This is a genomic window from Kitasatospora sp. NPDC005751 (assembly GCF_040630835.1).
Lineage (GTDB): Bacteria > Actinomycetota > Actinomycetes > Streptomycetales > Streptomycetaceae > Kitasatospora.
Genome location: NZ_JBEXYC010000034.1, coordinates 21,875 through 37,261 on the forward strand (window position 1 = coordinate 21,875; position 15,387 = coordinate 37,261).

The window sequence follows — 15,387 nt, forward strand, 5'->3', positions numbered from 1 at the left end:
AGAGGGTCACTCGGGGGATGCCAAGCCAGACCGCTCCAGGGCGCCGCAGCACCGACGAGGGCAGGGGATCGCGCCGCTCCGGCCGACGGGCCCAGCCCGAACGGGGCCAGGTCGCCGAACCCGCGGCCGCCGTCGGGCCGACGGCCCCCGTACCGGTCCGCGTCCACCCCAGGCCCGGGCTGCTCGGCGGCCGGCTGAGGCTCCAGCAACTCGTGCTGGTCGAGGTCGCGGTGGCACTCGTGGTGGTCGGCTGGACGATCAGCAAGCCGGTGGCCGGCGGCTTCGGCGCCGTCGCCCTGGCGCTGGTCGTCCTCGCGGTCATCCCGCTGCGCGGACGCACCATCCCCGAGGCGCTGCGGGTGCGCGCCGCCCTGAAGGCCCGTCGCAAGCAGGCCCGGACGAACGTCCCGCCGGTCGGCACCGACCCGGCCATCGCCCCCGCGCTGGAGCTGGAACCCGCCCTGCGCACCTGCACCCACGCCACCGAGACCGACTTCGGCGGCCGGCCGATGCGCCGGGAGACCGGCATGGTCGGCGACGGCACCTTCCTCAGCTCGGTGCTGCTCGTCCAGGCCAAGGACCAGCCGCTGCGGCCGGTGCGCACCGCGCTGCCGCTGCCGCTGGACGTGATCTGCTCGGCACTGCGGGTGGACGACATCACGCTGGAGTCGGTCCAGATCGTCCAGCACACCCAGCCGGCGCCGGCCCCGCACCTGCCCGAGCAGTCGCTGGCCGCCCGCGCCTACCAGGAGCTGCCCGACGGCACCGCCACCCCCGGCCTGCGGCTGACCTGGGTGGCGCTCAAGCTCGACCCGGAGCGCGCGGCCACCGCCGTCCGCGCCCGCGGCGGCGGCGAGGAGGGCGCCCGCAAGGCCCTGCAGCGGGTCACCGACCAACTCGCCGGGCGGCTCAACAGCGCCGGGTTCAACGCCACCGTGCTGGACGAGCGCGAGCTGATCGCCGCACTGGCCATCTCCACCTGCGCCAACCCGCTCGCCGTGGCCGGCCGCCAGGGGACCGGCAGCGGTGGCGGCAGCGGCCGCCGCACCCAGGAGAGCAACCGCTTCTGGCGGATCGACGACCGCTGGCACAGCACCTACTGGATCTCCCGGTGGCCGCAGCTCAGCCGCCCCGGCGGCGCCCCCGGCCGGATCGCCGCGCCGGACCTCGTCAACCTGATCACCGGCTCGCCCGCTTTGGCCAGCACCTTCAGCCTGACCGCCGGTCACGGCACCGGCGGTTCGGTGGCGATCAGCGGCCACGTCCGGGTCACCGGGCGCAGCGAGAGCGAGGTCGTCCAGGTCGGACGACTGGTGGAGGCCCGGGCGCAGAGCACCGGCCTCGGCCTCGCCCGACTCGACCTGGAGCAGGCCCCCGGCATGCTCGCCACCCTGCCCCTGGGAGGTGCTTCCTGATGGCGTACCAGACCTACCCGACGCCCGGCCCGCAGCCCGGTTCCACCGAGCAGCCCCGGGTCCGGCCGCGGATCCTGCCCGGCTTCGGACTACGCGGCCCGCGCCGCGAGAAACACGTGCTGACCACCGAGGACCTCGGCGCGCTCTCCTTCCCGGTCGGCGACGACGGCGTGCTGATCGGCGAGGACGTCCAGAAGCAGCCCGCCGTGCTCGGCCTCTTCCGGCCCAGCGCCTACGACCTGGTCCTAGTCGGCGGCGTCTGGACGGCCCAGGTCATCGCGTTGCGGGCGGCCGCCACCGGCGCCCGGATCGCCGTCGAGACCGCGCGCGGGCAGCTGTGGGGACCGATGGCGCAGGCCGCGGGCGGCGGCCAGCCGTGCGTGACCGTCCACCAGGTCGGCCGACTCGGCCCGCAGGGTGCCTCGGTGACCTCGCCGGTGCTCGTGGTGCGCGACCTCGGCGCCCGCCCGCCGCGCAGCCGGCTCTCCGCCGCGCCCTGGCAGACCACCCTGACCCTGCTGCCCTACCTGGGCCCGAACGCGGCCCGGGTGCTGAACGCCGCCGACCTGGTCGGCGTGCAGCGGGTCTCGCCGCAGGAGGCCGAGCTGATCGGCCGGGTGCTCTCGCTCGGCCCGCAGGACATCGCCGCGCTGCCCACCCTCGGGGACGACATGACGCTCTGGACGACCCGGATGCGCCGCCAGTACGTACGGACCGTCGCCGGGCAGGCCGAGCAGCAGGTCCTGGGCGGGGCACGACGCATGGACTGACCTGCCGGGACCCGATCGCGCCCCGGGCGAGATGAGACTCCGCCTTCAACGGGGGGTGGTGCACGGCCTAGTCTTTGATGCGGCAACGGCACCGCGACGAGCGGCGGCGAACACGAGGGAGCCCTAGGTGAGCAGCGATCGGGACGGCGTCTACGTCGGCGACAACGCGGCGGAGGACGACGACGACTGGTCCGACGCGCCCGACTACACTCCCCCGTCCTGGTACGTGCAGACGGACTCCGCGGCGGCTCCGGCCGCCGGTCCGGGCCCTGGTCCGGGCGCCGGTCCGGCACCCGTCCAGGCAGGCGGAGCACCGGACGGGGCGGGCGCTCCGGCGGCGGGCGGCGGCCCGGCCGCGCCGGCGCCGGCACCGGCACCGGCACCCGTCGTGGCACCGGTCCCCGCGCCCGCGCCCGTGCCCGCGGCCGAATCGTTCGTCGCACCGGCCGTTCCCCCGGCCGCGGACGGTCCGGCGGCGGCGCCGGTCGCCGCACCGGCTCCGGTGCCCGCGCCTGCGCCCGTCCCGGCCACCGAGCCCGCCCCGGCCGTCGCGACCGCCCCGGAGACGACCCCGCCGGTCCCCGTGCCGGCCACCCATGTCGAGGCGCAGCACGTCCCGTTCGCCGCGCCCACCGCCGGTGGGCCCGCGCCCGCCCCGACACCGGGCCCCGCCCCCGAACAGCCGCAGGCCGCGGCGGCCCAGCCGTGGCCGCCGGCCGACGTGGCCGCGCACCAGCAGCCCGGCCCGGCCGTGCCCCCGCCGCAGCAGCCTTACACCCAGCCGCAGCCCTACCCCGGGCCGCCGCAGCAGGCCCAGCCGCCGGCCTACGCCGAGCCCCAGCAGCAGGCGCCGCAGCAGGCCCAGCCCCAGCCCTACGCGGACCCGCAGCCGTACGCCCAGCCGCAGCCCTACCCGGAGCCGCCGCAGCAGGCCCAGCCGTGGCCGCAGCCGGCGCCGCCGCAGCAGCCGGCCGACCCCCAGGAGCAGCAGGCCGGCGCCTGGGCGGCCGCCCAGCAGGCGCCCGGCCCGCAGGCACCGCCGGTCGACCCCCGCCAGGGCGGCTGGCCGCAGCCGACCCCGTACCAGCAGCCGCCGCAGCAGCAGGCCCAGCCCCAGCAGCCCCAGCCCCAGCCCCAGCAGCCGGGCCCCGCCCAGCCGTGGCAGCAGCAGTCCGGGGTCCCGCAGGCACCCGCCGCGTTCCAGCAGTCCGCCGCCCCGCAGCAGGTCTCGCACGGCGCACCGCTCGGCTACACGGCCGCCGTCGAGCTCTCCTCGGACCGGCTGCTGCGCAACCAGCCGAAGCAGCAGCGCCAGCAGCCGCGCTTCCAGTTCGGCGGCAAGGCCGCCGCGGCCGAGCGCGGCCGCAAGCTGGAGGTCATCCGGACGCCGGTGATGAGCTGCTACCGGATCGCGGTGATCAGCCTCAAGGGCGGCGTCGGCAAGACCACGACCACCACCGCGCTCGGCGCGACCCTGGCCAGCGAGCGCCAGGACAAGGTGATCGCGATCGACGCCAACCCGGACGCCGGCACCCTCGGCCGCCGGGTCAAGCGCCAGACCGGCGCGACCATCCGCGACCTGGTGACGGCCATCCCGCACCTGCGCAGCTACATGGACATCCGTCAGTTCACCTCCCAGGACCTGCACTCGGGCCTGGAGATCCTGGCGAACGACGTCGACCCGGCCGTCTCGACCACCTTCAACGACTCGGACTACCGCCAGGTCATCGACGTGCTAGGCCGCCAGTACCCGATCATCCTGACCGACTCCGGCACCGGCCTGCTGTACAGCGCGATGCGCGGGGTGCTGGACCTCGCCGACCAGCTGATCATCGTCTCCACGCCGAGCGTGGACGGCGCCTCCTCCGCGTCGACCACGCTGGACTGGCTCTCCGCGCACGGCTACGCCGACCTGGTGCAGCGCAGCATCACGGTGGTCTCCGGGGTTCGCGAGACCAGCAAGATGATCAAGGTCGAGGACATCGTCGCGCACTTCCAGACCCGCTGCCGCGGCGTCATCGTGGTGCCGTTCGACGAGAGCCTGGCGGCGGGCGCCGAGGTCAACCTCGACATGATGCGGCCCAAGGTCCGCGAGGCGTACTTCGAACTCGCCACCCTGGTCGGCGAGGACATCGTCCGCGCCCAGCAGGCCGCCGCCCAGCAGTCCGGCTGGCAGCAGCAGGCCCACCAGCCCCCGCAGCCCACCGCCCCCTACCCGGGCCAGCCGCAGCCGTACGCCGACCCGCAGCAGCCCTACCCGCAGCAGGCCCAGCAGCAGCCGTACCCGCAGCCGGGCCAGGGCGGCTACCCGGCCGGCGGGCCCGCGCCCGGCGCGCCGTGGGCCCCGCAGCCGGGGCAGGCCCCGCCGCCCCCGCCCGGCTACGGGTACCCGCAGGCCCAACCGGGTGCCCAGCAGCCCCCGCAGGACTGGCAGCAGCAGCCCCAGCCGCCGGCCGGCGGGTACGGCTACCCGCAGCCCCAGCCGGGCGCGCAGCCGCCGCCCCCCGCCGGGTACGGCTACCCGCAGCAGCCGCAGCCGTAGCGAACCGAAAGGGCCCGCCGGGCCGTCCACGGATCCAGCGGATCCGTGGACGGCCGGCGGGCCCTTCGGCATCCGCGACCGGTCCGGTCAGCCCCCGTCGGTGAGCTCGCGGGCCTGCTTCACGTCGTCGGCCATCCGGTCCAGCAGCGCGTCGATCGAGTCGAACTTCTCCATCCCGCGCAGGTAGGCGAGGAAGTCGACCGCGACGTGCAGCCCGTACAGGTCCAGGCCGACCCGGTCGATGGCGTACGCCTCCACGGTGCGGGCCGTACCGTCGAAGGTCGGGTTGGTGCCGACCGAGATCGCGGCCGGCATCAGCTCGCCGTCCGCCGTCAGCCAGCCCGCGTAGACGCCGTCGGCCGGGATCGCGCTGTGCGGCACCGTGTCCACGTTGGCCGTCGGGAAGCCCAGCTCGCGGCCGCGCTGGGCGCCGCGCACCACCACGCCCTCGACCCGGTGCGGGCGGCCCAGCACCTCGCCCGCGCCGGCCATGTCACCGGCCGCGACCAGCCGCCGGATGAGGGTGGAGGAGAACGGCTCGCCGTCCCCGGCCGCCCCGCGCACCTGGAGGTCGACCACCTCGACGTCGAAGTCGGCGGCCCGGCCCAGCTCGGCCAGCAGCGCGACGTCGCCCGCCGCGCGGTGCCCGAAGCGGAAGTTCGGCCCCTCGATGACCAGCCGCGCGCCCAGCGCGTCCACCAGCACCTGCCGGACGAAGGTCTCCGGGGACTCCTGGGAGAACTCGGAGGTGAACGGCAGCACCAGGACGGCGTCCACCCCGAGCGCCTCGATCAGCTCCGCGCGGCGCGGCTGCGGGGCGAGCAGCGGCGGGTGGCTGCCCGGGCGGACCACCTCGCTCGGGTGCGGGTCGAAGGTGACCACGACCGAGCGGACGCCGAGCTCACGGGCGCGCTCGACCGCCCGGTTGATGATCAGCTGGTGCCCGCGGTGCACACCGTCGAACGACCCGATGGTGACGACGCTGCGTCCCCAGTCCCCGGGGATCTCCTCCAGGCCACGCCAGCGCTGCACCCTGACCGCTCCTTGTTCCCTACGGCGCGTACCTTCTGTACGCTCAAACGCTCAAACCCGAACCCCTATAGCGTGCCATGCGCCCGCCCCTGCTTCGGCACCGGAAGGCGGGTTGGGCGCACCGCCGGCTGTCCGGTCCCGGACACCGGGGTGGGAACCGGCTCCCGCGGGGTCGCCCGGTCCGCCTCCCGCCCGGCCTCGGCGGCCTCCCGCGGGTCGCGCCCGGCCGCCGCCGGCTCCCGCAGCCGGGCCGACCGGGGGTCGGCGGGCCGGGCCGGGGCCTCGCCCTCGGGCCACCGGGCCAGCAGCAGCGCGAACGCCGCCGAACGGCCCGCGCAGCGGGCCAGCAGCTCGTCCGCGTCCGTGAGCCCGGCCGCGGCGCGGGCCAGCACCGTCCGGGCCCGCGCCGGGCGCTCGGCCGCGCAGTGCTCGGCCAGCCGCTCCACGACGGCGGCGAGCACCTCCTGGTCGCCCTCGGTGGCCAGCAGGGTGTCCAGGAGTTCGCAGCGCAGGGCGTCGGCCTCGGCATCGGCCACCGGGACCGCCAGCACCTGGGCGAACGGCCGCCGCACCGCCACCGGACCGGCCGCCAGGGCGCTGCCGAGCAGCACCCGCAGCTCCAGCCGGGCGGCCGGTCCCCCGGCGGCGCCGCGCGTCAGCCGGCGGCCCAGGTAGTCGACGGCGACCGCGCCCGCCAGCGCCGGGCGCTCCCGCAGCAGCCGGGCCGCCAGTTCGGCGCCGCGCCGGGTGGCCTGCGGCGTCCGGGCGTCGGCCAGCACCCGCAGCGTCTCGGCGACGGCCGCGCCGGGGGCCGCCAGCCGCTGCGCGAAAGCGGCCAGGACGGGCTCGGGGTCGCTCTCCAGCGCCGGGGCCAGCGCCCGGGCGGTCAGGAAGCGGTCCTCGCCGTGCCGGTACGCCGCCAGCGCGGCCGGGAGGTGCCGGGCCCGGGCCCGCGGGTCGCGCACCAGCAGCGCCAGCGCGGCGCCGTGCAGGCACGGCTCCTCCTCGCGGGCGAGCAGTGCCAGTGCGGCGAACCGCAGCAACTCCGGTCCGGCCCCGCGCGCGTACGGCGCGGCGCGCAGCGCGTGCACGGCGGCGGCGACGTGCCGCTCGGGCCGCCGGTCGTGGCTCCAGCGGTCCACGGCGCGGCAGAGCGCCGACGGCTCCTCACCGGCGAGCACGGTGAGCAGCGCGTCCGCCCGGGGGTGCGCCGCGTCGGCCAGCGCCTCCGTCAGGTCGTCCAGGGCCAGCGCGCGGTGGCGGTACAGCAGGTCGTGGGCGAGATCGGCGACGGTGGTGCCGGGGCGGCCGGGCAGCCCGCGCGGGTCGTCGAACCAGGCGCAGAGCAGCGGCATCACCCGGGCCGGGTCGGCGCGCAGCCGCTCGGCCGTGGCGGCGAGGAACGGCCGCGCCGGTCCGTCGGCGGTGACCAGTCGGCGCAGGAGTGCCAGTTCGCTCTCGACCGGCAGGCCCAGACCGGTCCAGAAGCGCGGACCGAAGCGGCCCAGACCGGCCGCCGGGAGCCGCTCGAACCCGCCGGCCGCCGGTGCCACCTCGGCGATCCGGCCGGCCAACTGGGCGAGCAGCGCCCGGTGTTCGTCGAGATCGGGGCTGGCGGCCAGCCCGGCGGCGAGCAACCGGCCGGCCCACCAGCCGGGTTCGCTGCCCGGCGGGCGCAGGTCCAGCGCCCGCCAGAGCCGATGCAGCCACGGGTCCAGCGCGGTGGCGCCCCAGGTCTCGGCCAGCCGCCCGAGCGCGGACGCCACCGGGGCGACGCGGTGCCGGGGCACCGTACGGGCCTCCCCCGGCGGCGGGGTGTCCTCGGCCTCGCCGAGGAGCAGCCGCAGCGCCGCGTCCAGGTCCAGGTGCAGGCCCTGGAGCCAGTCGGAGAACTCGCCGTGGGCGAGCCGGAAGCCCGGGCCCGCGGGCACGAACAGGCCCTCCGCCAGCACCGCGGCCGCCCAGTTGCCGGGTGGGAAGAGCTCCTCGAAGGCGGCCCGGCCGAGCCCGCCCTGCTCCGCGCCGAGCATCCGCCGGGCCGCCTCGTGCACCCGCCCGGCCACCGCGGCGGCCAGCCTGCGCACCCGGCCGGGCGACGGACCCGCCGGCCGCCCGGCACCCCGCCGGTGGGCGCCCGGGCGCCGGGGCCGCCCGTCGGCGGCGATCCGCTGGGCCACCCGCAGGCAGCAGAGGTCCAGGTGGGCCGCGAACAGCTCGCCGCGGCCCACCGGCTCCCCCCGCAGCCCCTGCGCCCACAGCTCCCCGGCCAGCCGGACGGCGAGCGGGTGGCGGGCGTCCGCGGCCGACGTCCAGTCCGGCGGCAGCCCGTAGCGGCGGCGCACCCGGTCGGCGGCCTCGGCCGGGAGCGGGCCGAGCCGGTGGACGGCGAAGCTCCCGGCCGCCCCCGCGCAGCGGCAGTCGGCCCCGGCCGGCCCGGCCGTGGTGCCGCCCGCCGGTAACTCGTCACCGGCCCACGGCTCCCGGTCCCACGGCGGGCCGTCCCCGCCGTGCCGCGGACACCCCGCCGGCGCCGTACCGGGCCCGGCCGCCGCGCGGTCGTCGTCGAGGCCCGCCAGCAGCTCCCAGGCCTCGTCCCCGCAGGCGGTGAGCAGCCGGGCCCCGACCGCCGTCAGCCACTCCCCGGCCGCCCGCCGCCAGGCCCGGTCGAGCGGGACGGGCGCCTCCTCGGGGCCGTCCAGCACGATCAGCAGCGGCCGCCGCGCGGCCGCGCAGAGGGCGGCCACGGCGTCCGGCCCGGGCGGCGGCCGGGTGCCGAGGCCGGCCGCCGCCAAGGCCAGCGCCCGCCGCACCGCCGCGGCGAGCGAGGCGTCCTCGGCACGCAGGTCGGCGCCGCGCAGCCAGAGCGTGGGAAGCGCCCGGTCCTCGCCGCCGCGCCGGACGGCGAGGGCCGCGAGCTCGGTGGTCCGGCCGGAGCCGGGGGCGCCGACCAGCGCGGTGACCGTCGCCCGCGGGTCGTCCCCGGCCAGGCCGTCCGGGCGGTCGACCCGGTCGGCGGCCAGGGCGGCCACCCGGCCGGGACCGGCCCCGGCGGCCGCCACCTGGGCGGCGGCCAGCCGCAGCACCCCCGCCAGGTTCAGCGCCGATCCGTACGCGGGGACACCGGCGGCGTTGCGCGCCAGCGCCTCGGCCAGCGCCGGCGCGCCCTCGCCCGACCCGCTGCCGTTCGCCGGGGCGGCGGTCAGCGCGCCGCCCTGCTCCGGGGCCCGCAGCGCCGGAGCGGCGACGCCGATCACGGCGCCGCTGCGGGCGTCCAGCACCGGCGCCCCGGCGGGCACCGGCCCGGTACCCGTGACGACCGGCACGTCCAGCAGCAGCACCCCGCCCAGCAGGTGGAAGCGGTCGGGCCGGGCGTAGACCGCGCCGGTGACGCCCAGCACGCCGCAGCGCAGGGCGACCGTCCGCTCCCCCTCGCCGGTGAACGCGGGCAGCAGCACCTCCCGCCCGGCGGCCACCGCGCCCGGCGCCGCGATCGGCAGCGGGGGCACCGGCAGCCCGCCGACGCCGTCGGTCCGCAGCAGGGCCAGGCCGTGCCCGGGCAGCGGCAGGACGCTGTCCGGGCCCAGCACCCTGGTCTGGCCGCCCGGGGTGTGCAGGACGATCCGGTCGAGGTCCGCGACGCTCTCGTGCGCGGTGAGGACGGTCCCCTGCGGGTCCGCGACGAACCCCAGCCCGCGCAGTCGTCCGTCGAGGTCGCGGATCCGCAGCAGGTAGCGCCCCGGATCGTCCGCCACCCCGTCGCCGTCCAGTGCTCCCGGCATGCGTGCAGCCCTCCCGGCAGGGCCGAGCGGCCCGGGAGGCGGACGCGTCGCGGCGACCTGCTCGCCGCCCGGGAGCCTGCCCGGTGCCGGGCAGGCCCGACCGCACCCGCGCCGCTCACCACCGGGGTTCACCTCGCGCGCTCCCCCGTGCGGGTGAACCTCGCCGGCCCCGCTCCGCCAGGTGCCCGCGCGGAACGCCGAGAGCCCCCCGCCGCCCCGGACGGGGGCGGCGGGGGGCTCGACCGGCACGCGGCCCGGACCTCCCGGCGTCAGCCGACGAAGACGGCCACCGGCTTCGCCTGACCGCCGTGCTCCTCCACCAGCGCGAGGAACCGCCCGTCCGGCCCGTAGACCGCGATCGGACCGGCCACGCCCATCCCGGGCGCCTTCAGCCGGGCGCCGTGCGACAGCACCTTGGCCTGCTCGGCGTCGAGGTCCCAGCGCGGGAAGGCGGCCGCGGCGGCGTCGCCGATCGGCAGCACCTCCAGCGGAGCGCCGGCGTCACCGGTCACCGCCTCCTCCAGCTGCTCCAGGGTCCGGGCCGACTCCACGCCGTAGGGGCCCACCCGGGTGCGCCGCAGCGCGGTGAGGTGGCCGCCGACGCCGAGGCCGGCGCCGAGGTCGCGGGCCAGCGCCCGGATGTAGGTGCCGGAGGCGCACTCCACCGTCACGTCGAGGTCGATCACCGGGGTGCCGTCCTCGGCGACGGCGGCCCGCTGCTCGTGGACGGTGAAGGAGTGGATGGTGGTCGGCCGGGCCGCGAGCTCGAAGTCCTCGCCCTCGCGCACCCGCGCGTAGGAGCGCTTGCCGTCGATCTTGATCGCGCTGACCTTGGACGGCACCTGCATGATCTCGCCGGTGAGGGCGGCGATCCCGGCGTCGATGTCCTCCCGGCGCACGCCGTCGGCCGGCACGGACGCGGTGACCTCGCCCTCCCGGTCGTCGGTGACGGTGGTCTGGCCGAGCCGGACGGTCGCCTCGTAGGTCTTGGCGGTCAGCATCAGGTGGCCGAGCAGCCGGGTGGCCCGCTCGATGCCGATGACCAGCACGCCGGTGGCCATCGGGTCCAGCGTGCCGGCGTGGCCGACCTTCCGCGTCCCGGCCAGCCACCGCAGTTTGGCGACCACCCCGTGCGAGGTGATGCCCTCCGGCTTGTCGACGATGACCAGGCCGTCCGGGCCGGTTCCCTTGCGCTTCATCTGTTCTTTTCTCTGGAGGCTTCTCTGGAAGTGGTCAGCTGACGGGCCGCAGCGCGCCCCGGAACCGCTCCACCGCGTCGGCCACGGGCTCGCGGGTGGAGAATCCGGCCGCGAAGGTGTGCCCGCCGCCGCCGAGCCCGGCGCAGGCCGCCGCGACGTCCACCGCGCCCTTGGAGCGCGAGGAGCCCCGCAGCGTGCCGTCCGGGTCCTGCTTGAGCACCAGCGCGACCTCGGCCTCGGCCGGGCGGCGCAGGATGTCGATCAGGCCCTCGATCTCCTCGACGGTGACGCTGAACAGCGCAAGGTCCTGGTAGGGCACCCAGGTCCACACCAGGCCCAGGCCGCCGGCCGCGTCCGGCTCGTAGACGGCCCGGTCGAGCGCGGCCGCGAGCACCTTGAGGTAGCCGAAGGACGAGGTGTCCCACAGCTGCCGGGAGATCAGGTCGTGCCGGATGCCGGTGGCCAGCAGCCGCCCGGCGAGTTCGTGGGTGGCGGGCGTGGTGGCCCGGTACTTGAACGAGCCGGTGTCGGTGGCGACACCGGTGTAGAGGCAGGTGGCCAGGGACTGGTCCAGCTCGACGCCGAGCCGGCGCAGCAGCTCGTCCACCAGGACGGCGGTGGCCGGCGCGCTCGGGTCGATCAGCTGGTGGGTGCCGAAGCCGGGGTTGGAGGCGTGGTGGTCGATGACCACCAGCACCGGCGCGGCGAAGGCCTTCTCGTGCAGCAGGCCCAGCCGGCTCTCGGCGGCCACGTCGAAGCAGAGCACCAGCTCCGGGACGGCGGGCACCTCGGAGGCGGGCACGATCAGCTCCTGGCCGGGCAGGAAGGCCAGCGACTCGGGCACGATCTGCGGGTCGTCCCCGAAGGAGACCCGGACCTCGTGGCCCAGCCCGCGCAGGGCCAGCGCGGCCGCCAGGGCCGAGCCGAGCGCGTCGCCGTCCGGGCAGATGTGGCAGATGAGGTCGATCGACCGGGCGCGCCCGATCTCCGCGACCACCTGCTGCCAGACCAGCTCGAAGCCGGGCGCCTCGGCGCGCGGCCCCGGAAGCACCGCGAGGGCACCCTCCACCGTGGTGGTGGAGGACGCCCCCGCGACTGCTCCGGCCGTCGAACCGGTCGACGCCGGCTCACCTGCCATGACTACTCGTCCTCGTCGTCACGCTCGGACGCCGGGACCTTGTAGGGGTCCGCGTCACCGGCGTACTTCGCGCCCGCCGCGGTGGTGCGCACCGCGGCGTCGATGGCCCTGGCCCGGTCGAGCAGGTCGTCGATGTTCCGGGCGTTCTCCGGCAGCGCGTCCGCGACGAAGGTCAGCGTCGGGGTGAAACGCACCCCGATCTTGCCGACCTCGGAGCGGATCACTCCCTTGGCGCTCTCCAGCGCGGCGGCCGAGGCCTCGCGCTCGGCTTCGTCACCGAAGACGGTGTAGAAGACGGTGGCCTCGCGCAGATCGCCGGTGACCCGGGTGTCGGTGATGGTCACATAGCCCAGTCGCGGGTCCTTGATCCGGCGTTGCAGGGTCTCGGCCACGACCACCTGGATGCGGTCTGCGAGCTTGCGCGCCCTAGCGGTGTCGGTCACGTTGCCTCCTCGTGCAATGGGCCGGGTAACTCGGGCGTACTGCCTGCCCGTCGGGGCCCACGCCCCAAAGTACCGGCCCGCGCCCAGCCTTGTGGGCGCTCTCGGTCCTGATCTGTGTGAGAACGGCGACTCGCGCCGGTCCGTTCCGCAGACCTCATTCGTCGTCGTCGTTGTGGTAGCGCCTCCTGGCGGAGAGCAGCTCTACCTCGGGGCGGCCGGCGACCAACCGCTCACAGCTGTCCAGGATCTCGGTGACGTACCCGGCTTCGCCGGACACCACCGCCAGGCCGATCTCGGCCCTGCGGTGCAGATCCTGGTTCCCGGTCTCGGCAGCGCACACGCTGTACTTGCGCTGCAGTTCGGCCACGATGGGCCGCACGATCGAACGCTTCTCCTTGAGCGAATGTACGTCGCCCAGCAGCAGGTCGAAGGTGAGTGTTCCCACGAACATGTATGACAGGTCTCGCCGACCTGGAGGCCTCGGGGGCAGCCCTGGACCGGGCTGCTTCTCGTCATCGCTGACTACCCCAGGACCCTACACAGCGAGACCGGGGCCGGTCGACGGAAATACCACCCGTCGACCGGCCCCGGACACCACCCGCTTACGCGCGCGGCTTCTCGCGCATCTCGTAGGTCTCGACGATGTCCTCGACCTTGATGTCGTTGAACGACCCCAGGGTCACACCGGCCTCGAAGCCCTCGCGGACCTCGGTCGCGTCGTCCTTGAAGCGACGCAGACCCTCGATGGTGAGGCTCTCCGCCACGACCTTGCCGTCGCGGATGAGGCGGGCCTTGGCGTTGCGGCGCAGCAGGCCCTCGCGGACGATGACACCCGCGATGTTGCCGAACTTGGAGGAACGGAACACCTCGCGGATCTCCGCGGAGCCGAGGCGCACCTCCTCGTACTCGGGCTTGAGCATGCCCTTGAGGGCGTTCTCGATCTCCTCGATCGCCTGGTAGATGACCGAGTAGTACCGGACGTCCACGCCTTCCTTGTCGGCCGCGGCGCGCGCACGGCCTTCGGCGCGCACGTTGAAGCCGATGATGATGGCGTCCGAACCCATCGCCAGGTTGACGTCGGACTCGGTGATCGCACCCACACCGCGGTGCAGGATGCGGAGCTCGACCTCCTCGCCCACGTCCAGCTTGACGAGGGCGTCCTCGAGGGCCTCGACCGAACCGGAGACGTCACCCTTGATGATGAGGTTGAGCTGCTCGATCTCGCCCGCGGCGATGGCCTTGTCGAGGTCCTCCAGGGACACCCGGACCCGGCGCTGCGCGAACGCGGCGTTGCGGTCGCGGGCCGAGCGCTTCTCGGCGATCTGGCGCGCGGTGCGGTCCTCGTCGACGACGATGAAGCTGTCGCCGGCGCGGGGCACCGAGGTCAGACCGAGGAGCAGCACCGGGCGGGACGGGCCGGCCTCGGCGAGGCTGTTGCCGTTCTCGTCCAGCATCGCGCGGACGCGGCCGTAGGCGTCGCCGACCACGATCGAGTCGCCGACGCGGAGGGTACCGCGCTGCACGAGCACGGTCGCCATGGCGCCGCGGCCCTTGTCGAGGTGGGCCTCGATGGCGATACCCTGCGCGTCCTGCTCGGGGTTGGCCCGCAGGTCCAGCGAGGCGTCCGCGGTCAGGACCACGGCCTCCAGCAGCTGGTCGATGTTGAGGCCCTGGCGCGCGGAGATGTCGACGAACATGGTGTCGCCGCCGTACTCCTCGGCCACCAGACCGAACTCGGTCAGCTGACCGCGGACCTTGGTCGGGTCGGCGCCCTCGACGTCGATCTTGTTGACCGCGACCACGATCGGCACACCCGCGGCCTTGGCGTGGTTCAACGCCTCGACCGTCTGCGGCATGACACCGTCGTTGGCCGCGACCACCAGGATCGCGATGTCGGTGGACTTGGCACCACGGGCACGCATGGCGGAGAACGCCTCGTGACCCGGGGTGTCCAGGAAGGTGATCGGGCGCTCTTCGCCGTTCACGATCGTGGCCACCTGGTAGGCACCGATGTGCTGGGTGATGCCACCCGCCTCGCCGGCCACCACGTTCGACTTGCGGATGGCGTCCAGCAGTCGGGTCTTACCGTGGTCGACGTGACCCATGACGGTGACGACCGGCGGGCGCGGGGCCAGCTGGTCCTCGTCGCCCTCGTTGGCACCGAAGTCGATGTCGAACGACTCCAGCAGCTCGCGGTCCTCGTCGTCGCGGCTGACGATCTCCAGGATGAAACCCATCTCGCCGGCCAGCAGCTCGAGGGTCGCGTCGGAGACCGACTGGGTCGCGGTGACCATCTCACCGAGGTTGAACATCACGGAGACGAGCGCGGCCGGGTTGGCGTTGATCTTCTCCGCGAAGTCCATCAGCGAGGCACCGCTGGACAGGCGAACGGTCTGACCGTTGCCGCGGGGCAGCATCACACCGCCGACGGACGGGGCCTGCATGGCCTCGTACTCCTGGCGCTTCGCCCGCTTCGACTTGCGACCACGGGCCGGACGGCCACCGGGGCCACGGCCGAAGGCACCCTGCGTGCCACCACGGGCACCCGGGCCGCCGGGACGGCCGCCGAAGCCACCGGGACGCGGACCGAAGCCGCCGCCGCCACCGGGGGCACCGCCACCGGGACGGGGGCCGCCGAAGCCACCGGTCGGGCGCGAGCCCGGACCGGCCGGACGACCGGCGAAGCCCGGACGGGCGCCACCGGCGCCACCCGGACCACCGGGACGGCCGCCGGGGCCACCGGGGCCACGGCCGCCGGGGCCCGGACGCGGGCCCGGAGCCGGACGCTGCGGCATCATGCCGGGGTTCGGACGCGGCATGCCGGACGGGCTCGGGCCACCGGGGCGCGGACCGGCCGGACGGGGCATGCCGTCGGGACGCGGGGCGCCACCGGGGCGCGGCGCGCCACCGGCGCCGGGGGCACCGGCGGGACGCGGACGGTCGCCACCGGGACGCGGACGGTCACCGGCACCAGGGGCACCGGCGGGACGCGGACGGTCGCCACCGGGACGCGGACGGTCACCGGCACCAGGGGCACCGGCGGGACGCGGACGGTCGCCACCGGGACGA

Annotated in this window: 10 protein-coding genes; 3 read left to right on the forward strand and 7 right to left on the reverse strand. The window is 76.1% G+C overall.

Annotated elements, in window-relative coordinates; translation table 11 throughout:
• The first annotated feature begins 17 nt into the window (after positions 1-17).
• From eccE to ABZ497_RS25310, 3 genes are all read left to right on the forward strand, one after another.
• Entirely contained in the window at positions 18-1,415 is a 1,398-nt protein-coding gene (gene eccE, locus ABZ497_RS25300; RefSeq protein ID WP_359808466.1) for a type VII secretion protein EccE, read from the forward strand.
• On the forward strand, positions 1,415-2,185 hold the full coding sequence (locus ABZ497_RS25305) for a hypothetical protein (RefSeq protein ID WP_329487705.1): 771 nt from the start codon (positions 1,415-1,417) through the stop codon (positions 2,183-2,185). Before eccE ends, ABZ497_RS25305 begins: the two co-directional genes overlap by 1 nt.
• A 127-nt stretch (positions 2,186-2,312) precedes the next feature.
• A complete protein-coding gene (locus ABZ497_RS25310; RefSeq protein ID WP_359808468.1) occupies positions 2,313-4,727 on the forward strand; it encodes a MinD/ParA family protein in 2,415 nt (804 codons plus the stop codon).
• Positions 4,728-4,814: 87 nt separating this feature from the next.
• On the opposite strand, the gene ABZ497_RS25315 is transcribed toward ABZ497_RS25310, so the two are convergent.
• From ABZ497_RS25315 to infB, 7 genes are all read right to left on the reverse strand, one after another.
• Positions 4,815-5,759: a bifunctional riboflavin kinase/FAD synthetase gene (locus tag ABZ497_RS25315; RefSeq protein ID WP_329487707.1), complete on the reverse strand. Its 945-nt coding sequence runs from the start codon at positions 5,757-5,759 to the stop codon at positions 4,815-4,817.
• A gap of 65 nt (positions 5,760-5,824) precedes the next feature.
• Positions 5,825-9,538, reverse strand: coding sequence for a serine protease (locus tag ABZ497_RS25320; protein WP_359808470.1), 3,714 nt, complete (start codon positions 9,536-9,538; stop codon positions 5,825-5,827).
• Between the two features lie 269 nt (positions 9,539-9,807).
• Positions 9,808-10,737, reverse strand: coding sequence for a tRNA pseudouridine(55) synthase TruB (gene truB / locus ABZ497_RS25325; RefSeq protein WP_329487709.1), 930 nt, complete (start codon positions 10,735-10,737; stop codon positions 9,808-9,810).
• A gap of 34 nt (positions 10,738-10,771) precedes the next feature.
• On the reverse strand, positions 10,772-11,875 hold the full coding sequence (locus ABZ497_RS25330) for a DHH family phosphoesterase (RefSeq protein ID WP_329487710.1): 1,104 nt from the start codon (positions 11,873-11,875) through the stop codon (positions 10,772-10,774).
• 2 nt (positions 11,876-11,877) lie between these two features.
• Positions 11,878-12,318, reverse strand: coding sequence for a 30S ribosome-binding factor RbfA (gene rbfA, locus ABZ497_RS25335; RefSeq protein ID WP_329487711.1), 441 nt, complete (start codon positions 12,316-12,318; stop codon positions 11,878-11,880).
• 154 nt (positions 12,319-12,472) lie between these two features.
• The gene (locus ABZ497_RS25340; RefSeq protein ID WP_329487712.1) at positions 12,473-12,769 is read right to left on the reverse strand and encodes a DUF503 domain-containing protein; all 297 of its coding nucleotides are present in this window, start codon (positions 12,767-12,769) and stop codon (positions 12,473-12,475) included.
• A gap of 151 nt (positions 12,770-12,920) precedes the next feature.
• On the reverse strand, positions 12,921-15,387 hold a 2,467-nt coding region (infB, locus tag ABZ497_RS25345), incomplete at its 5' end, for a translation initiation factor IF-2 (protein WP_359808471.1).

Coding starts and splice junctions, on each gene's coding strand:
- truB (WP_329487709.1), bottom strand. CDS start 10,737: ATGAAGCGCAAGGGAACCGGCCCGGACGGCCTGGTCATCGTCGACAAG.
- ABZ497_RS25340 (WP_329487712.1), bottom strand. CDS start 12,769: ATGTTCGTGGGAACACTCACCTTCGACCTGCTGCTGGGCGACGTACAT.
- ABZ497_RS25305 (WP_329487705.1), top strand. CDS start 1,415: ATGGCGTACCAGACCTACCCGACGCCCGGCCCGCAGCCCGGTTCCACC.
- eccE (WP_359808466.1), top strand. CDS start 18: ATGCCAAGCCAGACCGCTCCAGGGCGCCGCAGCACCGACGAGGGCAGG.
- ABZ497_RS25320 (WP_359808470.1), bottom strand. CDS start 9,538: ATGCCGGGAGCACTGGACGGCGACGGGGTGGCGGACGATCCGGGGCGC.
- ABZ497_RS25330 (WP_329487710.1), bottom strand. CDS start 11,875: ATGGCAGGTGAGCCGGCGTCGACCGGTTCGACGGCCGGAGCAGTCGCG.